Source organism: Marinobacter sp. ANT_B65, assembly GCF_002407605.1.
In the GTDB taxonomy this organism is placed as follows: domain Bacteria; phylum Pseudomonadota; class Gammaproteobacteria; order Pseudomonadales; family Oleiphilaceae; genus Marinobacter.
Genome location: NZ_NXGV01000002.1, coordinates 629,003 through 654,504, shown reverse-complemented (window position 1 = coordinate 654,504; position 25,502 = coordinate 629,003). Strand labels below are relative to the sequence as shown.

Below are 25,502 nucleotides of genomic sequence, written 5' to 3'. Positions count from 1 at the left end.
CTGCCAAACATCATGAAGGCCAAGAAAAAGCCACTCGACGTAACGAGCCCGGCTGATCTGGGTGTTGAAATCACACCACGTCTGACCACTTTGAAAGTTGAAGCACCTGCGGCCCGTCAGGCTGGTGTAAAAGTGGCTGATGTTGCCGAACTGGTCGATAAACTGAAGAACGAAGCGAAGGTGATCTGATGAGCATCCTTGTAATTGCTGAGCACGACAACAGCAGCCTGAAACAGGCGACCCTGAGTGTTGTAGCGGCCGCCAAAGCCATCGGCGGCGATATTGATGTCCTGGTTGCCGGTGAAAACTGCGGCGCAGTTGCAGAAGCTGCGGCCAGGGCTGAAGGCGTAAACAAGGTACTGGTTGCCGACAACGCGGCTTACGGCCACTTTCTGGGTGAAAACCTGGGTGAACTGGTTGCCGAACTGGGTAAAGGCTACAGCCATATCCTGGCCGCTGCCGGTACTACCGGTAAGGACTTCATGCCACGCGTTGCTGCGCTGCTGGACGTTGCTCAGGTCTCTGACATTATCCGTGTTGAGTCTGAAGACACCTTTGTCCGCCCGATCTATGCGGGCAATGCCATCGCCACGGTTAAAGCCAGCGACAGCATCAAGGTAATTACCGTTCGCCCGACAGGGTTTGATCCGGTAGCCGCTGAAGGTGGCTCGGCTTCTGTTGAGCAACTGGACATTGTAAAAGACGCTGGCCTGTCTTCGTTTGTAGGCGAGCAGAAAGCGGAATCCGACCGTCCTGATCTTGCCAGTGCTGACATTGTTATCTCTGGTGGTCGTGGCATGCAGAATGGCGACAACTTCGCCATGCTGGAGAAGGTTGCGGATCTTCTGGGTGCTGGTATGGGTGCATCCCGTGCCGCAGTCGATGCAGGCTTTGTGCCCAACGACATGCAGGTAGGCCAGACCGGCAAGATTGTTGCCCCGCAGCTGTACATCGCGGTGGGCATTTCCGGTGCTATCCAGCATCTGGCCGGTATGTCGGAGTCCAAAGTGATCGTTGCAATCAACAAGGATGAAGAAGCGCCTATCTTCCAGGTTGCAGACTATGGCCTGGTAGCGGATCTGTTTGAGGCTGTGCCTGAACTTGAGGCAAAGCTCAAAGAGAGCGCCTAGCATTGCCTTGCCCGTTACATTGTTCTGCTCCCAAGCCCTCTACATGAGGGCTTTTTCGTAATGGCCACGGGGGCATTTACTATGGAGCGCGAATCCATGAACTTTAATGCTCTGATCATCGGCGAGCCAGAGCCCGACTAACAGAAAATACCTATAAAGCAACGCATTGAAGCGAACTAAAACGAAAGCAACCCGTTAAAGCCGTCTGATCTATAGGTTGCCCTCCGAACTGCACACGCGATTCCGGCCAAGGGCCTTGGCTTCGTACAACGCCTTGTCCGCGCGATCTAGAGCGTTCTCCACGGATTCCATGGCTGTATTCACCTGCGCAACTCCCAGGCTGACTGTCACCCCTACAACCACGCCATCATCGGCATCGACGGTATGTGCTTCAATACCCTTTCGAATACGTTCAGCACAACCCCGGGCTACCGTGAAGTCAGCGCCGGGGAGAAGGATCACAAACTCCTCACCGCCAAACCGGGCGATCAGATCCCTGTCTCGACTGGACCTCCGGAAAACACGGGCCACATCCTTCAATACCAGATCTCCAACAGTATGTCCGTAGGTGTCGTTAACCGCCTTGAAATGATCAATATCGAGTGCAATAACCGACAGCGGTTCCCCGGTAGCTCTGGCCTTTTCGATCACATACTTACCTTCCGCCATGAAGTAGCGGCGATTATAAAGGTGAGTAAGCGGGTCTGTAGCTGCCTGTCGTTTAAGCTCATCCTGTCTGGAGCGCATATCCTCCAGCACTTTTATCCGATAGGAGATGATAAATGCCAGCGTTAACGCCTCCAGCACAATGCCGATTCCAACACCGTGGCTGTTGATATAACCCGTCTCTACCAGACCCTTGTAGTACACCACCGCAATCCCGTTGAAGATCACGAAGAAAGTGTGCCCAACGAGAAAGAACTTCACCAGCGGTTGTCCCTTCCGGAACAACGAAATACTTACCGAAAAGGTCACTACCATCATCAGTGCCGCAAGGGAGCTTGCGGGTTTCATAGCCCCCTCAACATCGAACAGGCCATACAGAAACGTGATGCCCAACAAGCCAAGCATCCCTTGCAGTGCGCGATGCTCAGTGAGGTAGTACCGCCTTGTCTCGAAAATCGCCATTATGAACAACAATAAAAACATCGGCATGGTGATCAATGTCAGATTCAATACGAAAACGGCATCGCCGTAGATATTGAACGCTTTGGCGATCAACCCGTATGAGAGTGCAATCCACACCAGGCCCGAGATGAGATACAGGGAATATAAAATGTTCTCTTTTTTACTGGTAGCGAAATAGAGAAGACCGTTGTAAAACACCAGCGCGATCATCATTCCGACCAGAAGTGCGATGTCCAGATGGCCACCAACGAGTGCCTTGCGAGACTGCACATCGTCATAGATCTCCAACGAAAACCACTGGTGCGAATACACGTGGCTGCGAACATACAGGATCGTGGATTCACCCGACGGCACTATGAACGGATAGACCACGGTTCCTTGATACATCAAGGGGTGACTACTCGCATCATTAAGGTCAACCGACTCATGATCGATCAGACCTTGAGAGCGCTCCTCGAAAATATCGATTGAACGCACGTGATAAGCCTTGGGCAAGTGCAAAAAAAGGGCCCTCTTCTCAGGGCCCTGATTGTGCAACGCAATCCGGTACCAGGTCACCGTCGCCTGCGTACCGAGCGTGGCCGTGCTGGTCGTCTCGTGAAAGGTTTCCTTACGAACTGCCGGGAAGTCCAGAGACTGTGAGTCGTCAATGAAATATTCGACCCTGAAATCCGTCAACCGGATATCTTGATCGCTGACATCCAGAGACGGAGACGCCAGGGCTGCGAAACTGGAGACCCACAGCAAGAAAAAGCACAAAAACGTAGACCGGCAGCTTGCCATGGAGGAAATTCCTACACCAAAAATGCAAATACGGAGAGTTTAACACCTGTTATTGAGGTGATAGCAATCGTGGTGCTGCACTACTCGCACGCACGCACGCACGCACCTAACCCGACACCCGACTACCCCATCGGGTCACAGAACATCGTGAGCCGGCATCAGGGTTGTAAGTCAATGGTGGAAATCAGGTCAGTGCAAGCAAAGCCTCTGCCAGCTTGACGTCGTCATACCGACAGACGTCAGACTCTTCCGGCGCCAGGTCCAGATCGATAATCTGGACTCCGAATGTCTTTATTATCTCCCGCACCTGTTTATTCGAAACAGTCATCAAACGGGAATCAAACAGCAGAAAATCTATCGGCGGCCTTTGCAGCTTTCTTCCGGCAGCCTTATGCGACAAATGCCCAGCAAGCACCTGAATCTGATCCGCCAGCGTCATACCGATTGTTTCCGGATCCTCACCCAGACTTGGCACATACACCCTTGGTGCCGGATTTTTGTTCAGAGCCCTGGAAACGCCTTTGGGGAGGAGGTTCGCAATGATACTGCTATAAAAGCTGCCGGGAGGAAAAACCAGCAGCTCCGCAGAGTCAATCAGCTTTCGGGTTTCCTTGCAGACTCTGGAAGCATCCCGGGTTTCAACATCATCAGCATCACCAGACAAGGTTATCGATTTGATGGGTGAACAGATCTCTGCCCTTTCTTTACCCGTAAAGCGATGCTGGCCGGTAATTGTCCGCCCGTTCTCCAACAGGACTTGCAGCTGTAAATCTGCATCCGTCGTGGTGCGAACGGTTCCACGTGTTTTTATCAACTGACCGAACAGGAAGGCGATAGGGTCCAGTGAGCGGTTATGGAAGAGGTATCCGCCGGTGAGTATCAGATTACCGATACTGGCCCCCGCAAGGTCAAAGCTCTCCGGCATTTGCTCATAAAACTCTGCCAGATAGCTCTGGATCAGGGACCGCATGGGCTCTGCAATTGCCTTGAGCAAAGGGTGTTTACAATCAACCAGAGCCTTCAGGCTTTGTTCCAGTTCCACCTTGCTTCTATTCTTCCCGAGCCGATGACCAAAGAGGGCCGCAATGTCAGGATGACCTGTGACCGAATCATCAGCCAGGGACAGCAGGCGGGCCCGAAGATCGCCAACTGAAGGCATCGAGAATGCCTTTCTCAGTTCGGCAGAACTGCCTCCCGAGTCAAAAGGTGTGACAAGATGAATAGAGTTATGGGTGTAATCTGCCAGTACTCTGGAAAAACTTCTCAGCGCCGTTCCGCCGCTGAAGAAAAGTATTTTGGGCCCAAGCTCTGGCGTTCTGAGATACCTGGCCATGCGCAGGTCATGCCCCTTCATCAAATCTCGCGGCAAGCTATGAGTCGCACTAATGAAACGTTTTTTTGTCATACTTCTCTGCGAGACCTTAAAAAGTGCAGTCCAAAGGGCGTAACGGTTGATTATAGCTTTCGCCTCTAAATTTCTTACCAAGGGTGAGACGATCCATCAACGCATTAATTCTTGAGCACCTCTATTTTCTGCGATTTGAAGTGGAAAACCACTGTGAGCTGGTTGAAGTCTATTTGACTCGGCCCAACGAGGCCACAGCACAGCGTCTGATCAACAGAAAGGGTTACAGAAAGACTTTGCAGGAAAAAGTCGAAGTTGCTGTTGCAATGGATGTACAGAAACGCCGGGTCGATAGTCAGGGCTTTCAACAATCAAAATCACTTGAGAGACTCGCCCGGCTTCTCGACCGGCTTGGGCAGGCTTGCCTCGAATTCACTCACATCGAGGCTTTGAAGAGCTCGCAAGAAAAGCAATTTGAAAGTGATGCCAGGCTGATCCGACGCATTCGGAAATCTCTGGCGCTGGTCCTGATCAACCCTGCAGACACAAATATTCGTCAAGGTCTGAAAATAGGACGCCGGGCAACAAGATTGATGGCCAGCTTGCGTGAGATGGACTGTCAGGAAAAAAGTACCCCCACAATTCAGTCCAACCTCCGCCACGTACTGAGCTTTCAAACCGGGCGAATGATTCATCTGCTGACCGAAATAGCGGATGCGCTGCTCGCGGCGAATTTCGGGCCCGCGGTTCGTATGCAAAACTACAAGCAACTTAAAAGCGCAGCCCACACATTTACGCCAGACAATGAGGCCTTTGGCGTTCAGAGACTGGCTCTCACTCGCAGTGGCAGTACCATCGCCGCACTAAAGGCGGAACACAGCACATCCAGCGAAGTGATGGCGGTTTATAAAGAAGGACAGGCCCACAAAGTCCTTGAAGAGATCTCAGGGGTCGATCGATGGAAAAAAGTCTATCCGAAGGTGGCTCCGTCGGTAATCTCCCATCATGTCGGGCATGAGGGAGAAATGGGCTCAATGGTCATAGAGCACCTCCCCGGACGAACTCTGGAATCACTGTTATTAAACAGTCAGTGGGATATTGCCACCCTGCTTGTAGCCAAACTGAACAAAACCCTCAGCAAAATCTGGAAAAGCTCATGGACGCGTGAACGTGCGCAGCCGGGCTATATGCAACAACTGAGCCGGCGAATGCCGGAAACACGACAAACCCACCCTGACCTTTTCAGCGAAGGGCAGACCATATGCGGCTTGTCACGGCCTGACTTTATACAATTGATCGAGCAGGTGGAGAACCTGGAAAAACAAGTCGCTCCGCCATTTTCCGTATTGATTCACGGAGATTTCAATGTAGACAACCTGCTCTACGATGAACTCCAGAATCGTGTCTATTTCATTGACCTGCACCGGGCGTCCTATTCTGACTATGTTCAGGATATCTCAGTACTGATGGTGTCGATCTATCGGTTACCGATCATGGACGCCAGTGCCAGAGCAGAAATGATGAGTCTGATCAAACAGCTTTATCAATTTGCACGCAGGTTCGCCAAAACCAGTAACGACAAATTCTTTGATGTTCGGCTGGCCATTGCGCTGGCGCGTTCATTTGCGACATCAACACGATTCATTTATGACAGGCGTTTCGCGAAGAACCTGGCCTTTCGGGCAACCTACCTGCTGGAAGCCGTCACCTTGCTGAACCCCGAAAAACCCGAGAAGTACAAGCTGCCCCTGGAGGAAATCTTTAGTGACTAACAAGCGGATCGCTGTCATCGGAACGCCCGGTAAATGGTCAACCGAAGTATTGGCTGACCACCTGGAGGAATTAACCGGATTCCGCTGTGTGATCGACATGTCAGAAGTGGTACTGGAACTGGAGACAGGGCGGCTGGGTTATCAGGGGCTGGTTCTGAACGAACTTGATGGCGTGATCATCAAAAAGATAAGCGAAATCTACTCACCGGCAGCAGACGACCGCATACGCATGCTCAACACACTCGAAGCAGACGGCGTGCGCTGCTTCAGCAGTCCCGGGCAAGTGGGGCGTTTAATCAATCGCCTTGAAGGCACTGCCGCCCTGGCCGCTGGAGGTGTACCTCTGCCGCCGACCCGCGTGACGGAAAACACAGAAGAGGCGCTGGCCGCGATCGAGGCGTTCGGCAAGGCTATCCTGAAGCCACTTTACTCCACCAAGGCCCGCGGCATGCTGGTTCTGGAAGCGGCAGACGGAGTGGACGCGAATACGCGGAAACTGAACGCTTTCAAGACCGAACATGGCCTCTTCTACCTGCAGAAATTTGTGCACCTGGGGGGGCAGGATCTGGGCATGGTCTTTCTGGGTGGAGAGTACCTTTGCACCTATGCCCGGGTTGGCGATGCTGGCGCCTGGAATACCACGATTAACAGTGGTGGAAAATACCAGAGCTACGAAGCCTCCCCTGACCTCATAAAGCTTGGGAACAAGGCTCAGTCCTGCTTCGATTTAAGTTTTACCACGGTAGATATTGCATTGACAGATGAGGGGCCGGTGGTTTTCGAGGTCTCCGCTTTTGGAGGATTCAGTGGCGCTTTGAAAGGATGCGGCATTGACGCTGCCCGGAAGCTGTGTAGTTATGTTCTTAACGAGCTAGAGCAAAACAGATGAAAGACTTTTTTGACGACAGACAGATTGCTCAGGCCAGACGTGGGTGCACATCAGAATTACGGCTGGCCTTCCATGGCATGGCATTCGAGGTGCTGGCCGATGACAATGAGATTCTGAACCTTCTCAGGGATTACTTCTCCGGCCTGACCGAAACGGAAACAACAACGGCCACAACACAGCAACGCGTCTATCTGGTCAACAGCCCCCTGGATACCGGCCGGATCAACTGGACGCCCGTCGAACGCAGAAAAGTCAGCCCTCTCGGTTTGAAGGAAGCCTACGTCGATGTACCTGAAGGACGCTGGATTCATAAAGTCCGCACCGGCATGGTCATGCTCCAGGCACTGACCGACCCCATCATTTTCGGGAATCTTCGCGAACATATATCGCAGGTTATCAATTTTATTAACAACCAGTTTCTCAACTATCAGCAGAGGAAGGGTTACCTGCTGGGCCACGCGTCAGCCTTTAATATCGACGGCTGTGTTACTGCAATTGCGGCCAGCTCCGGTGGCGGAAAATCAACACTGATGCTGAAAGCGATGGAGACTGACAAAGCACGTTTTCTTTCCAATGACCGGATTCTGTTCAGGCCCGAAGACGGACAGGTGCGAATTCTTGGTCTGGCCAAGCATCCGCGCGTAAACCCCGGCACTCTGCTCAACTCACAACGCTTGCTGTTCATTCTGCCAGAGCACGAACGCAAGCGGTTTGAGGCGATGCCACGGAGCCAGCTGTGGGATATTGAGCAAAAGTACGACGTGCTGATTCCCGAGGTCTATGGAGAAAACAGAGCCGCACTTTCCGGGTGTCTGAAGAACCTTGTATTACTGGACTGGTCATTAGATGCTTTCGAACCAACGGTTCTCACCCCAGTAGATATTGAAGCAACCCCCGATGCCCTTGAGGGCCTGCGCAAAAGCCCTGGCCCATTTTTCCAGAAAGCTGACGGTAGTTTCCCGCCTGAGCAGTGCCGGGCCGCAGACGTTTACGCAGAGAACCTCAGAGGCGTAAAGGTATGGCGCCTTGCCGGAAAGGTCGATTTCGACCGTGCCATTGCTCTTCTCCATGAGCAAGGCATTCTCTGATGGCCGCACTCGCCCTGATCAGACATGGTGAGTATGAGCAACTGGTCAACACACCAAGTGCCCTTCAACCCTATCCACTTACCCCCGGGGGGGCTCAGGAAGTCCGGATGCAGGCGCAAGGTTTTGCAGACTGGGTATCGGAAACCGGCTACCAGCTTCGGGCTGAGATTCACTGCTCAACCTCGTTAAGGGCATGGCAAACTGCAGAAATCTACCGGCAGGAACTGAAAGAGCTCTTCCTCACAGCCCCCGTATCCGTCAGCTTTCCTGAACTTTGCGAACGCAGTGTCGGCGCACTGGCCAACCTCAGCATTAGTGAAATCGAGAGAGTCGTAAAACTGGACCCTCGCTTTGATCCCCTGCCGGATGGATGGAAATCCAGCAGCGACTTCAAACTCCCCTATGATGGCGCAGAGTCACTCATGGAGGCCGGGCTGCGGGTAGCCGCCCACCTTAAAACCCTTCCACTGGATGAGCAGGACAACCTGATACAGTTAGTTGTAGGACATGGCGCGTCGTTTCGTCACGCCGCCTTTCATCTGAATGTTATAAAAATGAGCGATATTGGACGGCTGAGCATGTTTTACGGCCATCCAGTCGTTTTTTGCAAGCAGGGTCAAAGCTGGGCCCGCCTGTATGGGAACTGGAAAAACCGTCAGCTAAAAGACCCCACTGACTAGAGGCACCCCCCATGGCCACGCGAAAGATCATCCCGAAGATCAGTGACAAAAAACATCACGCTGATGTTCTGAACCGTTTGCCAACATGCTGGGAAGCCTGGCCTGAGGATCAGGCCTCGGTCAACGATTCCGATGCCCTCAATCTCTTCATAAAGCGGTCGGGGAAAAACAGTTTTGCATGGCCCAAAAAACCCGTGGTGTTCATTTCAGATGCCCACGCCGATGCAGACGCCTTCGAAGCGTCACTTCTTGCTGCCGGAGCGATTAAACGACATGGCAGCCATCCCTGTGAATATGTACTGACAAAGTTCGGCAAGAGCGCAGAAATAATGGTGGGCGGAGACTGCCTGGACAAGGGGCCCAGCAATCTGGCATTACTGCGAAGTCTCGCCCACCTGTACCGGCTCAAAGCAGATGTCACCCTGCTTGCGGGCAATCATGACCTCCGGCTACTTATGGGCCTGCTCTCACTGGAGCGCGATAATGACGTCGGAAGCCAGCACTTCTTCGTCAGAATGGGCAAAAAAGTCGTACCCCTGTTCAAGGAAGTCTTTGATCAATACCTGGCAAGCTCCCAATGGCAGAAGGGCGTGCCATCAGAGGACGAGTGCCGCAGAGTATTGTTTCCCGACGAAGACTGGTTTGAGAGCTTTCCCTTCTATGCAGCCGGTTTCCTGACTGCAGAGGGCATCGACCGCGAAATTTCCAAAATGGAAACCAAGACTCAAAAGTTTGAGCGACATTGCGCGGCAGCCGGCCTGACACTCCAACAGGTATATGCAGCATCCATGGTTTGCCGCTCACTTTTCCTGAAGCGCTCTGGCGAATTCAGCTGGTTTTTCAGGAAAATGTGCCTGGTGAAACAGCGCGGCTCGTTTCTTTTCCTGCATGCAGGTCTGGATGACCGTATGGCCATGCTGCTTGCCAAGCGAGGGATCAGATATGCCAACCGGGCATTCAATAAGAACCTGAGAGGACAGAACCTGTTCAATTTCTACTACAGCCCTCTCGCCAATACTTTCCGGACAAAATACCGGGATGCCGACCTCCCCCTTACCAAACGGGGTACCAAAGCAACCATCCGGGCAGGCATTTATGTACTGGTTCAGGGTCATGTAAACCAGTGTGCGGGCCAACGAATAACACTCAAGAAGGGGCTCGTTCATATAGAAGCCGACATTACACTTGATGCTAACTCCAGAAAGCGTGAAGGGTTAACCGGTTCTGGCGCAGGGGCAACGCTGATTGATAAAAAACGCGGTGTGGTCGGCATCAGTTGCGACTACCCTCGGGCGAAAGTCTTCAAGCCAAACCACAACGGACAGCTCCTGGGAGCTCAATAAATGAAGTCGAAAACCAAGTTCAGTCACGACTCACTGCTGAATCGCCAGTCAACCAAAGAGCTTTTGGAATCCCTGGCCCGCGCGGTCAAAAAGGGCCAGCTTGAGTTTCAGGAAAATGAGGGTGATCTGGTTCTGTCACCTGGAAATCTGTTGCAGGTATCCGTGAGGGCAAGCGACGAGGGCGACAAGCAGCAAGTCGAAATCCGACTCAAGTGGCGCACCAAAGAAAAAGAGGTTTCGGACACGCCACCCAGGATCAAATGAGCACTCCCGAAAGAGAGTCAGGCTCGATAGAGCTTATCGCCTCATACCTGATTGTCCAGAGGCAGATCGTCGTACCAGTCTTCCATGTTGTCATACATCTCACCCTTGAGGATGTAGTGAGGCGCTTTCTGGTAAATTTTAATATCGTGCAACGGATCCGTGATGATTTTGGTCATCCAGACCAGCCCGGATTGCAGCCCCATGAGTTTGAACAGATGAAGTGTTCTGAACAGCACGGCGCCCATGCCGATGAACAGCCACACCAGAGCTGTGTTACTTATGAACCCCTCCAGATCTGTTGCCGGAGTGAGAAGCCCTGACAGATCGGGATTCAGATACAGCACCAACGGCGTTGCAGCCCAAATGGACAAAAGCACGACCTTCCTGTTCAGGTTATAACCGACCTTCACACTCTCTTTGTAGTCATGACTGGCGTCATTTACCTGATCATAAGTCTTGGGCTCGAAAAAAAAGTGTCCGGTCTGGCGCAGCACCATAGCCAACAGCCAACCCACCAAAGCGGCCGCTGCCGGATGGAAGAACACCAGTCCATAGCTTACAAGGAAACAACAGGCACTAAGCAGGTGCAGGCACTGATTTATCCGGTTGTGGTGATAGTAACGATGATCATCCCATCGTTGTTTCTGTAATTCCTCAAAAAATGTCATGGGGTTTCCTCAAGTATCAAAGGCTGCATCAGATTCTTCGGACAGGCAGGAATCACTCCGGTCCCGGCCCGGTAATGGGTGCCCCGTCAGCAGTGCTTCACCTACTTTTATGTGGTGGCCTTCACCGACTCCGGCGCTGCGCTGGTATTGCCCTGAAGCAAAAACAAGAATCGTAGAGCCGTGCTGGAAGTAACCTATCTCCTGCCCTTTCCGGAATCTCGCGTCACAGGGAATCTGATTGGCTCCCCGATATTTCAGATCCAGTGGCTCGGTCAGGAAATGGAATTTCATGCTCGCCACAAGAATTGCAGCGACCGGCACCAGCGTCAGACTGTAATTCCGGTCGTCAGACCGCAACTCCAGAACAGCCCGCTCGTTTTTGCAAAAAAGTTTTTCAACCTGTTTAAGTGCAACCGGATTGACGTTCCAGGTATCTCCGGACACGTAACTGACCTGAGAAATCCGGCAATCCACGGGGGCATGAAAACGATGGTACATGCTGGACTTCAAACGCAGAGTGATGAACTGGCCATTACGATAGCGCGCCGCAAGGGCCGCATCCGGTATGAGGTCATCCAGGGTATAGGGGAAACCCTTGGCCTGAAATACCCGGTTACCCTCAATACGTCCGCAGGTTCCCACAATGGCATCGCATGGACTGCATACAACGTCAGGGCGCAGATCCAGAGGTCGAAGCCCCGGTTTCAGCTGTCGGGTAAAGCATTCTCTCAGGCTCCGGAAATGGCATTTTTGGGCGTCCTGCAATCTGAGATCGTCAGCAAAACACTGCCACACAGCAATAGATATCCGGGTCAGAACAGGGCTTTCGATCCGGCTGAACCAGCCCATAAAAAGCGTTGCCCAGCGCCGGGGCAGCCGGTTGGTCAGCAGGAAGTTCAGCTTCTCACTGGCCGTTAAACCGGGCGTTGCCTTATTCATCAGACCACCTGTTCCCCACACTTAGCCCGCCTTTCCGGAGTAATCTTCCTGATCTGAAACCGGGGCCGGGCGTGTATTGCGCGGATGCGTCACCAGCGGTCCAGGCAAGCTCCCAGTCAGGAGTGGAAAACGGGCTGAGAGCATATCGACCAGAAACTGACGTTTGATTGCTTTGTTGGTTAGCGGCGGGCTCTGCCACCACCAGCCATCTGCTTGCATCTGATGGGCTGCAGTAATGAACCGCTCGATAACCTCACTGAACTCCTCATCGGTAAAGCTGTAGCTCATGATCAGCCTGCCCGTACCTGTCCAGCTGAGTTCAAGCCCGGCCTGCCGGAGATAAAACTGGAACATCCAGTTGTAGCGGCTGGGCTTTGTATAGAGCACCGAGAGAATTGAATGAATGTTGGTGATCCGTAAAGGAAGCGACTCAGCTTCCAGGCGCTGGTTGAACCTGACAACACGGCGGTCCCAGAGGTTTTCTGATTCCCGGTAATGCCGCTGAATATCGGGTTGCCGGATTCGTTTGAGAAACACGTTCATCGCACCCATTACATAAGGGTGTGAGTTAAAGGTGCCGCGGGCAAACGAGACGTTTACTGGCTGATCGTCCTTGAAGCGCCGCATCAGCGCGTGGGTTCCGGCCAGAACACCAACTGGCAGGCCACCGCCCAGAGTTTTTCCGTAAGTAACCAGGTCTGCCTGTATCCCGTAAAATTCCTGGGCACCACGATAAGCCAGCCGGAAACCAGTAAATACCTCGTCAAAAATCAGGACAATACCGCGCTGACTGCACACCGTCCTGACCCGCGTGAGCCAATTGGTGTAGCGCTGCTTGTCAAAACCGCTGGTCCGGTCGCTGGCAATCAGCGCGGTATCCGAGGGGGCGTCTCTATTCGGGTGGAAAGCCTGCAAAGGATTGATAAGCACGCAAGCGATGTCGTTACGGGTCCGAAGTATGTGCAGAGTCTGTTCACTCAAATCTGCCAGCGTGTACACATCCCGGGCTTTGCGGGTATTGCCGATACCCGGCTGAACCCCGTCCCACCAGCCATGATAGGCGCCACAGAAACGCACCAGATGGGTTTTGCCTGTGTGATACCTGGCCAGCCGCACAGCCTGCATGACCGCTTCGGTACCAGACATATGAAAAGACACCTCATCAAGCCCGGAAATCTGCCGGATCATCTCGACATTTTCAGCAATCAGCGGGTGATATGCGCCCAGAACCGGCCCCAGCGCTCTGGTTTGCGCGAGACTCTCTTCCATACATTGCTTGTAAAAATCATAACCGAAAACATTAACGCCATAGGAGCCGGACAGGTCATAGCGCCAGTTGCCGTCGAGGTCCCTGATTTGAGAGCCACAGGTTTCGTCGGCCATTGACCCCAGCCTGAAGCATTCGGGCAGTTGCTGACTGTAAGGAAAGGGCACCCGGTAACGGCTGGTAAAGCGCGCATCCGAAACACTGTTCTGGATTGTTCGGCAGCGTGCCAGGGTTTCCGGAGATTGCTGCTCAGCGTTGTTCTGCAGTACACGGATTGCGTTCCGACGCTTCTGAACCACTGATGCAGGTGCGCCGTCGCTGGCAAAAAAACCAGCCTCATCATAACTGAAGAAAGGAACCAGGCGGGCAACACGACGAGACCAGTTGCTGTGTCCTCTGAGCGAAGGGTGTTTCGCCCGCGACAATTGCAACCTTACCAGGGCTTTATAGATAAGGTAAAAGCTGACCGCTGTTGCCAGAGCGTAAAGACCAATAGCTGAATTCATAGACCTTGGTTCCCGATACTTTACTCGAAAGTAGCGGGCCAAGGTGACGCTGCCGTGTCCTTTTTCCTACTGTTGTGTGACACACATTGAGAAGCCAGGAGCCGGACCACAACTGACAAGACTATTGGGTAATCATCTTCACTCTGGCCGCAACGTCCTGCAACCGGGGCAAGTAAACCGTCATCAGGGTTTCCATATCCACCCTCGCCGCATTCGTGCTGATATTAAGCGCCCCCAGCAAGACGTTACTGCTGGTGTACACAGGCACCGCAACCGACCGCAGGCCGGAATCCAGCTCCTGATCCACAATTGCGAACCCCTGCGAGCGGGCTTTCAGAATTTCCTCTTTTAAAGGCGCTACGGATTTGATCGCATAAGGCGTGAAGGGGGTCAGCTCAACACTGTCCAGAAAGCTGTCCAATTCCTTATCCGGCAGCTGGCTGAGCAATACCCGGCCCATGGAGGTATAGACAGCCGGCAACCGTGTACCCACCGACAGCGTAATGGCCATCAGCCTGTGGCGTGCCGATGACCGAACCACGTAAACCACATCCTTGCCATCAAGCACCCCCAGTGACGAGGACTCTCCCAGCTCGGCGGTAATATCCCCAAGGTACTGCTCAATTACTGCACGATACTGGTTTGAAGCCTGGTAGGCATAACCCAACTGCAATACTTTGGGTGTCAGCTCAAACTGACGTCCAACCCGCTTTACAAACCCTAAGGCATGCAGAGTTAACACAAAGCGCCTGGCTTTGGCACGATCCATACTGGCCTGGGCTGCAACCTCACTCAGAGTCATGCGTGGGTGCTCAGCATCAAACACCTGCAGCACTTCCAGCCCCGAAGCAAGCGCACTGACAAAATCCCGGTCTCCCGGCTTAAGGCTCGAATCTTCCATTCCGGTTCCCTTATTCATTCACACCGTGGCATGCATAGTAGCAGCTTGTTCGTATTACGAACATCCGTGCTCTCCTTATTAATAACAACGGATTTGTCCTTGACGATATAAAACAAATCAAGCGATGATGTTCGCATATAAAACATATGTTCACATATCGAACACAAAAGACCGAGTTGGAGACATTGTAATGGCCGAATTTCTCTCTCTGCGCGAAGCGGTGAGCAAACATATTAATGATGGTGACACAGTGGCTATGGAAGGGTTTACTCACCTGATTCCATTCGCTGCCGGGCATGAGGTCATTCGTCAGAAAAAACGTGACCTCACATTGATCCGGATGACACCGGATCTGGTTTATGACCAGATGATAGGCGCTGGCTGCGCCAAAAAACTCATCTTCTCGTGGGGCGGCAATCCAGGGGTTGGCTCCTTGCATCGTCTGCGTGACGCACTGGAAAACGAATGGCCCAACAGCATCGAAATTCTCGAACACAGCCACGCGGCCATGGCCTGCGCCTATGACGCCGGCGCGGCGGGCCTGCCGTTGGCGGTGCTGCGTGGCTACATTGGCAGCGACCTTCCCAAAGTAAATGACCAGATCAAGTTCATCGACTGCCCATTTACCGGCGAACGCTTGGCCGCTGTGCGCTCGGTTCGTCCGGATGTAGCGGTGATTCATGCCCAGCGCGCCGACCGCAGTGGCAATGTACTCATTGAAGGGATTATCGGAATTCAAAAGGAAGTGGTACTGGCTGCCAAGCGTAGCATCGTCACCGTTGAAGAAATTGTCGATGACCTCAATGCCGGCGTGAATGCCTGTGTTCTTCCGTCCTGGGCCATCACGGCCATAGCCGAGGCGCCAAAAGGCGCCAGCCCTTCCTATGCCCTGGGTTACTACGAGCGTGACAATGCCTTTTACAAAGAGTGGGATGGCATCGCCCGTGACCGGGAGACCTTCCAGGCCTGGATGAAAGCAAACGTTTTTGAAAAAGGAGCTGAGTGATGAGCGTTGAATATACATCTTCAGAAATGATGAGTGTCACTGCTGCCCGCGCACTGACCAGCGAGATGACCTGCTTCGTTGGTATCGGCCTGCCCAGTGAAGCCGCCAACCTGGCTCGCCTGACACACGCCCCGGACATCACCCTGATTTACGAATCAGGCACCCTGCAAACCAAACCCGATGTTCTGCCACTGTCCATCGGCGATGGCGAACTGTGCGAATCAGCCCTGACCACGGTGTCGGTGCCGGAGATGTTCCGCTATTGGCTGCAAGGCGGTCATGTCAGCGTCGGTTTTCTGGGAACCGCCCAGATTGATCGCTACGCCAACCTGAACACCACTTTGATTGGCGACTATCGGGCACCCAAAGTTCGCCTGCCCGGAGGCGGCGGCGCACCGGAAATAGCCACCAACGCAAAAGAAGTGTTTGTCACGCTGAAACATTCCAAACGCACCTTTGTGAAAGACGTCGACTTCCTTACCACGGTCGGCTTTGGGCGTGATGGCAAGGCCCGGGATAACCTACCCAACATTGGTCGCGGCCCGACAATCGTCATCACTGACCTGTGCATTCTCAAACCAGATCCGGAAACCAAGGAACTGGTCGTACAACAGCTACATCCAAACGTTACCCGCGAAGATGTGATCAACGCGACTGGCTGGGAGATCCGCTTCGCTGACAAACTCGGAACCACTCCCGTCCCCACCGCCGAAGAGCTGGAAATCCTGCGTAGCCTCAAAGCACGCACCGATGCCCACCATGCAGGCCAACATTGAGGTTTATTATGACTGACGTATTTTTATGCCATCCCCGCCGCTCCGCCATCGGCCGCTTTGGCGGCACCCTGGCCAGTGTCCGCCCGGACGATCTTGCAGCTCAGGTCTTCAAAGCGGTACTGGAACAAGCCCCGGAACTGGACCCGGCCGCCATTGACGAAGTGATCATGGGCTGTGCCAATCAGGCAGGTGAAGATAACCGCAATGTGGCGCGTATGTCAGCGCTGCTCGCCGGTCTGCCCACCTCTGTACCCGGAACCACCATGAACCGGCTGTGCGGCTCCGGCATGGACTCAGTAGGTACTGCATTCCGCGCCATTCGTGCCGGCGAAATGGATCTGGTACTGGCAGGCGGTGTCGAATCCATGTCACGGGCGCCCTATGTAATGGGCAAAGCCGATAGCGGTTTCTCCCGCAGCCAGAAAATTGAGGACACAACCATTGGCTGGCGCTTTGTGAACAAGCTGATGAAGAAAGAATACGGTGTGGACTCTATGCCGGAAACAGCAGAGAACGTTGCCGAACAGTTCAACATATCCCGCGAAGATCAGGATCTGTTCGCACTCCGCTCGCAACAAAAAACCGCCAGAGCCCAGAGCGATGGTGTGTTTGCAAAGGAAATCGTGCCGGTTCTGATACCTCGCCGTAAACAGGAAGCACTGGTATTCGATGCTGACGAACATCCCCGCAGTACAACCCTGGACAAGCTTGCAGCACTGCCTGCCCCGTTCCGGGAAGGCGGAAGCATTACCGCTGGCAATGCATCTGGCGTGAATGATGGTGCCGCCGCCATGCTTGTTGCCAGCGCCGGGGCAGTAAAGCAACACAACCTCAAGCCTATGGCAAAAATTCTGGGTATGGCCACTGCAGGCGTTGAACCGCGGATCATGGGCATAGGTCCTGTACCCGCTACCCGCAAGTTGCTGGAAAAGCAGGGTATCAGCATCGATGATATCGACGTGATCGAACTGAACGAAGCTTTCGCTGCACAGGGGCTGGCCGTGATGCGCGAGCTTGGCATTGCCGATGATGACCCACGGGTTAATCCAAACGGTGGCGCCATTGCCCTCGGACACCCGCTGGGCATGTCCGGTACACGCCTGATGATGACAGCCGCCCACCAGCTGCAGCGCACCGGTGGACGCTATGCTCTGTGCACCATGTGTATCGGGGTCGGCCAGGGTATCGCGACACTTATTGAACGGGTATAGGTATAACGCAACGAGCCCCGGTAATACCGGGGCTCGTCAGTCTTCTGCAGGGTGCATCTGCACCCTGTCCTGTCAGATCACTCCGGCGTAATCACGCCAGCGCATCTTCTTTCCGGGCCACCCAATAGCGACGAATCGCGAAAATCAGGGAAGCGGCGGTTAGCAGAACGAAAACCCAGGTAATCGGCCCCCGGAAGAAGATCGACAGGTCACCCTTGCTGATAAGCATGGTGCGCCTCAGGTTATCTTCAAACATCGGTCCGAGAATAAAGCCTATCAGGAACGGCGCAGCGGCAATCCCTGTCCGGTTAAAGACAAACCCGAGAACACCGAAAGCCAGCATCAAACCAATATCGAACGTACTGTTGTTCACGGCATAGGCTCCGTAAATACAGAACATCAATACAATGGGTAACAGGATGGTTTTGGGGATGTCGGCAATAAGAGAAAAGTAGCGGATAGCCGCATTACCAACAAACACCAGTACGAAAGAGCTGACCATAATGCCGCAGAACAGCGCATAGACCAGCGTCAGGTTTTCCTGGAACAGAACCGGGCCCGGTGTAAGGCCGTGAATCATGAATGCGCCCAGGATGATGGCCGTGATCACATCGCCCGGAATACCCAAAGAGAGCAGTGGAATCAGTGTGGCACCAGCGACGCCATTATTACCGGACTCGGCAGCCGCAACGCCTTCAATCTCACCCTTACCAAAATTGGCTTTACGGGGAGATGTGCGCTTGGCTTCGCTGTAGGAAATAAACGCCGCCGACGTGGCCCCTGTACCCGGAATCGCGCCAATAATAACGCCGATCAGACTACCGCGGATAATGGTCTTTAACAGGCCCTTGAATTCTTTCCATGTTAAAGATGCACCGCTGACAGCAGTACGAATGTGCGGAGCAACCTTGGAGGTGTAGAACTCAATCACCTCAGGAATCGCAAACAGGCCGATCAGCAGCGGAATGAAGGAAACCCGGTCCATCAGGTTGTAGTTATCAAAGGTCAGCCGCTGGGTACCATAAACTGCGTCCAGACCGATAGTGGAAACGATGATGCCCAGCCCTGCAGCAATCAACCCTTTAACCACTGAACTACCGGATACAGAAACAATGATGGTCAGCGAGAAACAGATAAGCCAGAAATACTCCGGGGGGCCGAAGTTCAGCGCAATTTTCGCCAGGTAAGATGCAAAAAAGATCAGGGCGATGTTGGAAATCATATCCGCCACCACCGATGAGTAGAGTGCCGTTTTCAAGGCTTTCTTGGCATGGCCCTGCTGTGCCATCGGATAGCCATCCAGCAGCGTACAGGCGGACGCGGGGGAGCCCGGGGTACGGATCAGAATGGCAGTAATCGAACCGCCGTACATTCCGCCTTTATAGATGCCTACCAGCAGCAGAATGGCTGTGACCGGCTCCATTGAGAAGGTAAACGGCAAAGCCAATGCCACTGCCATTGTGGCCGTCAGACCCGGAATGGCACCGACAACGACACCGACAAGAACCCCGATCGCAATGGCAAAAAAATTATCAACACTCAGAAAGAGCGTCAGAACTTCAGAAATGTTTTCCATTTTGAGCAACCCAATTACGTAATGCCTGATAACAGACGCAATCGCCATCTGCGTTCGCTCCTGACCGTCAGGAGCCTGATTCAGATCAGGGAGAGCGACTCCCAAAGCGTTCCGGGAGGAAGAGGAACATTGAGCACATAAATAAACAGCAAGGTCACGACTGCGGGAAAGATGATCGCCAGGGCATACACCCGGAGATCGCGTAAGCCACTTGCCAGAAACAACAGAACACAGGCCAGAACACCGCTGCCAATAGCCCCAAGTTCCTCAAAAAACAGCACGTAGATAACTCCGGCTGCAACCATTAACACTTGCCGCATGACGGGAACGCCACGGCGGAACTCGTCCGTTTCACTCTTCCTGGGTGGTTTGACCAGACCGTCAATCAGAAGAACCAGCGAAAGTGCCAACACCACCCAGCCCGCAAGCTGAGGCAAAAACCGTGGTGACAGCAGCGGATGCTGCATATGACCCGGTATTTCGATATGCGTGGGAATAGCGTAAAACAGAAAACCCACTGCCAGAATAGAAAAAACGCCCCCCAGAACCGAGTTCGGGTTACATCTGCCACAATGGGACTCGCTGGCCGCGACAAACTGCCGTTCAGACTTTTCCATGATAGGGCCCTGTATGCCGTTCTGTTTCGAAGAAAAAGGCGGGCCTACCTTTTAGGTAGACACCGCCCTGAAAACAGCCTGTATCAACGTTTCAGATTTGCTTTCTCTGCAACGTCAGACCACTTCTCCAGTTCGTCCTGAACAAACTGACGGAAGTCATCTCCCACAACTGTTCCGGCTTCTGCGCCAAACTGCGGCAGGAACTTCTGGAAGTCTTCGCCGGCCATAACCCTGTCAAGGGCAGCCTGAAGCTTGACCATACCTTCTTCCGGGAAGGACTTGTGGGCAATCAGACCAAACCAGGCAGAAGTTTCGTAGTTTTCAAGTCCGTAGCCTTTGCCTGCCTGCTGCATTGGCAGTACGTCTGGCAGAAACTCGGATGCTGTTCGTGTAGTAACAGCCAGCGCCTTGAGTTTGCCTGACTGAATATGGGGATAAACCGTCGGCAGATTCTCGAACGCAACATCCACATCACCGGACAGCAGGGCAGGAAGCGCCTCACCTGAACCACGGAAGGGTACATGAACCAGCTTGGTCTGGGTCAGGCTCTTGAACAGCTCACCGGACATGTGAATCGAACTACCGATACCTGCCGAACTGAACGACATTTCCTGGTTACGGGCAGCCTCAACAAACTCAGCAACAGTGTTATAAGGGCTACTGGCCGGTACCACCATTACGTTTGGAATACTGATCACGTTGCGTACAAAGGCAAAATCAGCCACCGGATCGTAACGAAGATTCGGATACAGGGACGCGCCGATAGTATGGCCGGGAGATGCCATCAACAGCGTGTGATCTGATCCACGCCCACCGCGTGCCAACTGACCGGTTGCCACAGTAGATCCGGCACCGGGACGGTTCTCGACAACTACGGTGGTCAGCTCTTTTTGCAGCAGGTCGGCGACCTTTCGAGATACCAGATCCGTAGTACCGCCTGCTGAATAGGGAACCACCAGACGAATATTGTCTTCTGGCCATTCATCAGCCTGAGCTACCCCGCCCAAAGACAGTGATGCAGCAGCCAGGGCGCACAAAATCTTACTTTTCACATGACTCTTCATTAGTTTCATCATTTTTATGCTTGTCCTAATCGGTAACGATACTTGTTCGCTTATCGAACTTATGTTCGCTTGTTGATCGCGGGCGTAATCTCACATATTCATAAACAAGGTGCAAGATTTTTTCCCCTGTCTAAGCCAACATTTTCAGAGTAAGTGAGTAATCAGCTATGCCCTGTATCAGGGCAGAAGGTCGGTAAGTTTCCGGGCAGCACGCTGCATAATGGGCACATATTCCCGGACAACCCGGTCCATTGAGACCGAACTGACATGGCTACTGGAGTTCAGCGCAAACCGGGCTGTTCCACGGCGATCCAGAACCGGCACCGCGAGTGCTCTCATACCCAACTCCAGTTCCTGATCCACAATGGCGTAGCCATCAGAACGAACTTTTTGCAGCTCAGTTCGTAAATCATCTGGCCCCTTGGTATAAGCAGTCAGTTTTTCAAAATTCGTTTTCTCAATCAGTCCATCCAGCTCCGGGCCCTGAAGTGCAGCCATCAGAATCCGCCCGCCGGAGGTGGCGTAGGCTGGTAACCGCGCCCCGATCTGAAGGTTAAGAGGAATCAGGCCACGACGGGGAATCCGGGCGACGTAGACAATGTCGACTCCATCAAGCACCAGAGCGGAACAGGATTCACCAAGCTGGTAGGAGACCTCCTCCATAACGGGCGTAATCGTTTCCGAGAAATCCAGAGTCGCAAGATAAGAATATCCAAGCTCCAGCACCTTGGCGGTAAGGCCAAACTTCTTGTCATTCTGGGAGACATAGCCCAGTTTCTGCAATGTCAGCAGAAACCGGCGCGCAGACGCCCTAGACAGATGGTTTTTTTCCGCAACAGCCGACAACGTCATAGACGGAGTTTCTGTGTCGAATGATCGTATGACTTCAAGCCCGCGCGCAAACGTTGACAGGAACTCCTTGTCTGCACCGGCAGCATCCGTATTCTGGTGACTCACCCTGATTCATCCCTTCCGAATTAACTTAAGCAACTGGCCGATAATCGGCCAGTTGCTCGAAGCAGCGGATAATGACAGCGACGAATCGGCTATGCAAGCCACCGGCCTGCAAGGAAAAACGGGGGCTGGAACCTACTCCGGATCCCCGATCCAAGGCCTTCGGGATCAGTTTTTTCGAGCCATCCAGTCATCCAGAGTCTGGTTGTTCCTGACCAGTTCAGTGAGCAATGGTGCCGGAGCCCAGTGGGCCTCACCGGTAAGCTCATACAGGTTCTCGATACTCTCATAAACCGCTTTCAGGCCACGACGACTGGCATAGAACATGGGACCGCCCCGGTACGAGGGGAAGCCATATCCGTGAACATACACAACGTCAATATCGCCCGGGCGCTGGGCAATGCCTTCTTCGAGAATGCGGAAACCTTCGTTGATCAGCCCCATCAGGTGCCGGTCCAGAATCTCTTCATCGCTGAGCACACGACGCTCCACGCCCTGCTGTTTCGCCTGCTCCTCAATAACGGCCAAAACCTCCGGGTCCGCTGAGCGGGCACGGGTATCAGGATCGTAACGGTAGTATCCGGCGCCTGTTTTTTGCCCCAGCCGTCCCATTTCAACCAGCGTATCGGCAATACAATAGCTGCGAGGATCACCCTTTTGCTCATCCGTCAGTGCCTGGCGCGCCTTGTATCCGATGTCCAGACCGGCAAGGTCACCCACCGCCAGCGGGCCCATGGCCATGCCAAACCGGGTCAGCACACCATCGATCTGCTCAGGTTCCGCACCCTCGATCATGCAAAGCTGGGCTTCGCGTGCGTATTGCCGCAACATCCGGTTACCAATAAACCCGTAGCATACTCCTGCCAGCACAGGCACCTTGCCGATGCGCTTACCCAGAGCCATGGCTGTTGCAATAACGTCTTCCGCAGTCTTGTCTGCGCGAACAACCTCAAGCAGACGCATAACGTTCGCAGGACTGAAGAAATGCAGCCCCACAACATCCTGAGGCCGCGAGGTCGCTGCAGCGATCTCGTTGACATCCAGATACGAGGTATTGGATGCCAGAATAGCGCCCTCTTTGCAGACTTGGTCCAGGCGGCCAAACACCTGCCTCTTCACGTCCATACTTTCGAAAACGGCTTCGATCACCAGATCAACATCGGCCAGAGCTTCGTAATCCGTGGTGCCGCTGATCAATGCCTGACGGGCAGCCGCCTGATCTTGCGAAAGCCTGCCTTTACTGACAGTGGTTGCGTAATTCCTGGCAATCAGCGCCAGACCCGCATCCAGCCCCTTCTGGTTGAGTTCCAGCAGGGTTACAGGGATACCTGCATTGGCAAAAGACATGGCAATTCCACCGCCCATGGTGCCGGCACCAATAATAGCCACGCGATCAATGGCCCGCGGTACAACGGCTTTGTCGAGCCCGGGCACTTTCGGGGCCTGACGTTCAGCAAAGAAGATATGTCGCAGTGCCGCCGACTGCTCCGACTGGCAACATTCAACAAAACGGGAGCGTTCGTAAGCCAGTCCCTCATCGAACGGCTTCACCATTGAGGCCTCGATGCAATCGACAATGCGCTGAGGCGCTTCCTGCCCACGCTTGCGCTTGCGGAGCAGGTTGCGGTATGCCTCAAAGGCTTCACTGTCAAAGCTCTCCGCCGGAATGGCAATATCGCTGATACGCCTCGGCCCCGCGCCCTCTGTCACAAGCTCTCGGGCATATGCCAGCGCGGCTTCCTCAACCGGACCATCAAGCACGCGATCAATCAGACCCAGCGAAAGTGCTTTCTGAGCACTGACTTTCTGGCCGCTGGTGATCATATCAAGAGCGGCCTGCACACCAATTAACCGGGGCACCCGCTGGGTTCCTCCCGCGCCAGGTAAAAGCCCAAGGGTGACCTCGGGCAGCCCTACCGCTGCAGAGTCAAGCGCACAACGGTAATGGCAGCTCAAGGCCAACTCGAAACCTCCACCCAGAGCGGTGCCATGAATAGCCGCAATTACTGGCTTGGCGGAGGCTTCAATCGCCGCGTTCACCTGGGGCAAGGAAGGTTCTTCGATGGGCTTGCCGAATTCACTGATGTCTGCACCGGCAATAAACGTGCGGCCTTCGCACTGGATGACAATCGCTTTGGAATCGTCTGCCTGGGCAGTATTTATAGCCTCAAGGACGCCTTTCCGGACACCGTGAGACAAGGCATTCACTGGCGGATTATTAATGGTGATAACAGCTAATTCATCGACTCGGCGATAAGAAACCAACATGCAGGGGGCTCTCCTGTGAGATCCGATAGCAGAAGCCGCGCTTTACGCGGCAGCTTCTGGCTATGGAGACAATTGAAGTAATTTCGCGGATAAACTACAGAACACCTCTGGCCCGTAGCGACGCTATATCTTCTGGCGACTTATCGAGCAGGCGCTGAAGAACCGCATCTGTATCTTCGCCCAGCATAGGAGGCGCTTTGCTATAGACCTGCTGGGTTTTGGAGAATTTGATCGGGTTAGCGATACCCGGAACTTTCCCCAACTGAGGGTGCTCCAGTTCGATTTTCATGTTGCGGGCCTGCACCTGCGGGTCTTCAAAGACTTCCGCAATATTCTGGATGGGACCACAGGGAACATGCACACTGACCAGAGAATCCATCCATTCCCGGCTGGTTCTGGTGCGCGTGGTCTCGCACAGCTTGCCGACCAGTTCTTCACGGTGGAGAACCCTCTGCGGGTTAGTCGCAAAGCGTGGATCTTCCGCCAGTTCTGCCCGCCCTATTGCCGTGCACAAACGCTGAAACTGACCATCGTTCCCGACGGCAATGATGACCTTTCCGTCTTTCGTGGGAAACGGCTGATAGGGAGCAAGATTGGGGTGATACTCTCCGGTGCGCCCGGGCACATTTCCGCTGCAGAAATAATTCAGCGCCTGATTCGCCATCCAGCTGACCTGCACATCCAGCAGCGCCATGTCGATGTGCTGCCCCTCACCGGTGTTAGTGCGGTGATGAACAGCTGACAGGATTGCAATCACGGAGTTCATACCGGTGGTCAGATCGGCTACCGCCATTCCCACTCGCATCGGGCCTGCGCCAGGCTCGCCATCGGGGACACCGGTAATACTCATCAGCCCGGACTGCGCCTGGATCAGGTAATCATAGCCCGCATCCGCTGCCATCGGGCCGGTATGGCCAAACCCGGTGACCGAACAGTAGATCAGTCCGGGATTGATTCTGGACAGGTCGGCATAGCCCAAGCCTTTTTTGTCGAGCCCTCCGGTTTTGAAGTTCTCAACCAGCACGTCGCATTCTGCAACCAGCTCCCGGATAATCGCCTGCCCGTCCGGACTGCCTATGTCCAGCGTGACCGAGTGTTTTCCCCGGTTGGCGGAAAGGTAATAGGCCGATTGTTTGGTGTTATTACCCTGCGGGTCCTTGAACCAGGGAGGCCCCCAGTGACGGGTGTCATCACCCAGACCCGGACGCTCGATCTTGATAACCTCAGCCCCCAGATCCGCTAGAATCTGGGTGCACCAGGGGCCCGCCAGAACGCGGGATAAATCAAGTACACGGATACCTGACAATGGGCCTGACATAGCTGTCTC

Annotated in this window: 22 protein-coding genes and 1 pseudogene; 11 read left to right on the top strand and 12 right to left on the bottom strand. The window is 53.8% G+C overall.

Features of this window, described 5'->3' with window-relative positions:
* Together CPA50_RS13095 and CPA50_RS13090 are read left to right on the top strand one after the other, a co-directional pair.
* Nucleotides 1-189, top strand: a pseudogene (locus CPA50_RS13095) (electron transfer flavoprotein subunit beta/FixA family protein); the annotation flags it as partial.
* Nucleotides 189-1,130: an electron transfer flavoprotein subunit alpha/FixB family protein gene (locus CPA50_RS13090; RefSeq protein ID WP_096782946.1), complete on the top strand. Its 942-nt coding sequence runs from the start codon at nt 189-191 to the stop codon at nt 1,128-1,130. The pseudogene CPA50_RS13095 and the gene CPA50_RS13090, both read left to right, overlap by 1 nt.
* A gap of 210 nt (nt 1,131-1,340) precedes the next feature.
* On the opposite strand, the gene CPA50_RS13085 is transcribed toward CPA50_RS13090, so the two are convergent.
* Both CPA50_RS13085 and CPA50_RS13080 read right to left on the bottom strand, forming a co-directional pair.
* Complete coding sequence (locus tag CPA50_RS13085; protein ID WP_096782945.1) at nt 1,341-3,041, bottom strand: diguanylate cyclase; 1,701 nt, start codon at nt 3,039-3,041, stop codon at nt 1,341-1,343.
* Nucleotides 3,042-3,225: 184 nt separating this feature from the next.
* A complete protein-coding gene (locus CPA50_RS13080) occupies nt 3,226-4,446 on the bottom strand; it encodes a GAK system CofD-like protein (RefSeq protein ID WP_096782944.1) in 1,221 nt (406 codons plus the stop codon).
* 173 nt (nt 4,447-4,619) lie between these two features.
* Between CPA50_RS13080 and CPA50_RS13075 the strand changes: the two genes are divergently transcribed.
* From CPA50_RS13075 to CPA50_RS13050, 6 genes are read left to right on the top strand one after another with little or no spacing between them, the layout of a single operon-like run.
* A complete protein-coding gene (locus tag CPA50_RS13075; RefSeq protein WP_143750749.1) occupies nt 4,620-6,158 on the top strand; it encodes a phosphotransferase family protein in 1,539 nt (512 codons plus the stop codon).
* A complete protein-coding gene (locus CPA50_RS13070) occupies nt 6,151-7,047 on the top strand; it encodes a GAK system ATP-grasp enzyme (protein WP_096782942.1) in 897 nt (298 codons plus the stop codon). The genes CPA50_RS13075 and CPA50_RS13070 overlap by 8 nt, the downstream gene beginning before the upstream one ends.
* Nucleotides 7,044-8,135 carry an HprK-related kinase B gene (locus CPA50_RS13065; RefSeq protein WP_096782941.1) on the top strand — a complete coding sequence of 364 codons (1,092 nt, stop codon included), beginning with the start codon at nt 7,044-7,046 and terminating at the stop codon, nt 8,133-8,135. The genes CPA50_RS13070 and CPA50_RS13065 overlap by 4 nt, the downstream gene beginning before the upstream one ends.
* Entirely contained in the window at nt 8,135-8,815 is a 681-nt protein-coding gene (locus CPA50_RS13060; protein ID WP_096782940.1) for a histidine phosphatase family protein, read from the top strand. The genes CPA50_RS13065 and CPA50_RS13060 overlap by 1 nt, the downstream gene beginning before the upstream one ends.
* 11 nt (nt 8,816-8,826) lie before the next feature.
* Nucleotides 8,827-10,158: a metallophosphoesterase gene (locus tag CPA50_RS13055; RefSeq protein WP_096782939.1), complete on the top strand. Its 1,332-nt coding sequence runs from the start codon at nt 8,827-8,829 to the stop codon at nt 10,156-10,158.
* Nucleotides 10,159-10,422 (top strand): amphi-Trp domain-containing protein, encoded by a 264-nt coding sequence (locus CPA50_RS13050; protein WP_096782938.1) that lies wholly within the window; start codon nt 10,159-10,161, stop codon nt 10,420-10,422. It abuts the gene before it with no gap.
* Between the two features lie 41 nt (nt 10,423-10,463).
* Here the strand turns inward: CPA50_RS13050 and CPA50_RS13045 are convergent, their stop codons facing one another.
* The 4 genes from CPA50_RS13045 to CPA50_RS13030 all read right to left on the bottom strand — a co-directional run bounded on the left by CPA50_RS13045 (nt 10,464) and on the right by CPA50_RS13030 (nt 14,703).
* Complete coding sequence (locus CPA50_RS13045) at nt 10,464-11,090, bottom strand: hypothetical protein (RefSeq protein WP_096782937.1); 627 nt, start codon at nt 11,088-11,090, stop codon at nt 10,464-10,466.
* A gap of 9 nt (nt 11,091-11,099) precedes the next feature.
* On the bottom strand, nt 11,100-12,029 hold the full coding sequence (gene asd / locus CPA50_RS13040) for an archaetidylserine decarboxylase (RefSeq protein WP_096782995.1): 930 nt from the start codon (nt 12,027-12,029) through the stop codon (nt 11,100-11,102).
* A gap of 21 nt (nt 12,030-12,050) precedes the next feature.
* A complete protein-coding gene (locus CPA50_RS13035; protein ID WP_096782936.1) occupies nt 12,051-13,802 on the bottom strand; it encodes an aminotransferase class III-fold pyridoxal phosphate-dependent enzyme in 1,752 nt (583 codons plus the stop codon).
* Between the two features lie 121 nt (nt 13,803-13,923).
* On the bottom strand, nt 13,924-14,703 hold the full coding sequence (locus tag CPA50_RS13030; RefSeq protein ID WP_096782935.1) for an IclR family transcriptional regulator C-terminal domain-containing protein: 780 nt from the start codon (nt 14,701-14,703) through the stop codon (nt 13,924-13,926).
* A gap of 190 nt (nt 14,704-14,893) precedes the next feature.
* Between CPA50_RS13030 and CPA50_RS13025 the strand changes: the two genes are divergently transcribed.
* From CPA50_RS13025 to pcaF, 3 genes are read left to right on the top strand one after another with little or no spacing between them, the layout of a single operon-like run.
* The gene (locus CPA50_RS13025) at nt 14,894-15,709 is read left to right on the top strand and encodes a CoA transferase subunit A (protein ID WP_096782994.1); all 816 of its coding nucleotides are present in this window, start codon (nt 14,894-14,896) and stop codon (nt 15,707-15,709) included.
* Nucleotides 15,709-16,485, top strand: a complete 777-nt coding sequence (locus CPA50_RS13020) for a CoA-transferase subunit beta (RefSeq protein ID WP_096782934.1) — start codon at nt 15,709-15,711, stop codon at nt 16,483-16,485. Before CPA50_RS13025 ends, CPA50_RS13020 begins: the two co-directional genes overlap by 1 nt.
* Nucleotides 16,486-16,493: 8 nt before the next feature.
* Complete coding sequence (gene pcaF, locus CPA50_RS13015; RefSeq protein WP_096782933.1) at nt 16,494-17,696, top strand: 3-oxoadipyl-CoA thiolase; 1,203 nt, start codon at nt 16,494-16,496, stop codon at nt 17,694-17,696.
* Between the two features lie 91 nt (nt 17,697-17,787).
* On the opposite strand, the gene CPA50_RS13010 is transcribed toward pcaF, so the two are convergent.
* The 6 genes from CPA50_RS13010 to CPA50_RS12985 form a co-directional block, all read right to left on the bottom strand.
* The gene (locus CPA50_RS13010) at nt 17,788-19,320 is read right to left on the bottom strand and encodes a tripartite tricarboxylate transporter permease (protein ID WP_227519635.1); all 1,533 of its coding nucleotides are present in this window, start codon (nt 19,318-19,320) and stop codon (nt 17,788-17,790) included.
* A gap of 32 nt (nt 19,321-19,352) precedes the next feature.
* Nucleotides 19,353-19,889, bottom strand: a complete 537-nt coding sequence (locus tag CPA50_RS13005) for a tripartite tricarboxylate transporter TctB family protein (RefSeq protein ID WP_096782932.1) — start codon at nt 19,887-19,889, stop codon at nt 19,353-19,355.
* 83 nt (nt 19,890-19,972) lie between these two features.
* The gene (locus tag CPA50_RS13000) at nt 19,973-20,941 is read right to left on the bottom strand and encodes a Bug family tripartite tricarboxylate transporter substrate binding protein (RefSeq protein WP_227519634.1); all 969 of its coding nucleotides are present in this window, start codon (nt 20,939-20,941) and stop codon (nt 19,973-19,975) included.
* Nucleotides 20,942-21,130: 189 nt separating this feature from the next.
* Nucleotides 21,131-21,910, bottom strand: a complete 780-nt coding sequence (locus tag CPA50_RS12995) for an IclR family transcriptional regulator C-terminal domain-containing protein (protein WP_096782930.1) — start codon at nt 21,908-21,910, stop codon at nt 21,131-21,133.
* 165 nt (nt 21,911-22,075) lie between these two features.
* A complete protein-coding gene (locus CPA50_RS12990; RefSeq protein WP_096782929.1) occupies nt 22,076-24,175 on the bottom strand; it encodes a 3-hydroxyacyl-CoA dehydrogenase NAD-binding domain-containing protein in 2,100 nt (699 codons plus the stop codon).
* 94 nt (nt 24,176-24,269) lie between these two features.
* Entirely contained in the window at nt 24,270-25,493 is a 1,224-nt protein-coding gene (locus CPA50_RS12985) for a CaiB/BaiF CoA transferase family protein (protein WP_096782928.1), read from the bottom strand.
* Between the last annotated feature and the right edge of the window lie 9 nt (nt 25,494-25,502).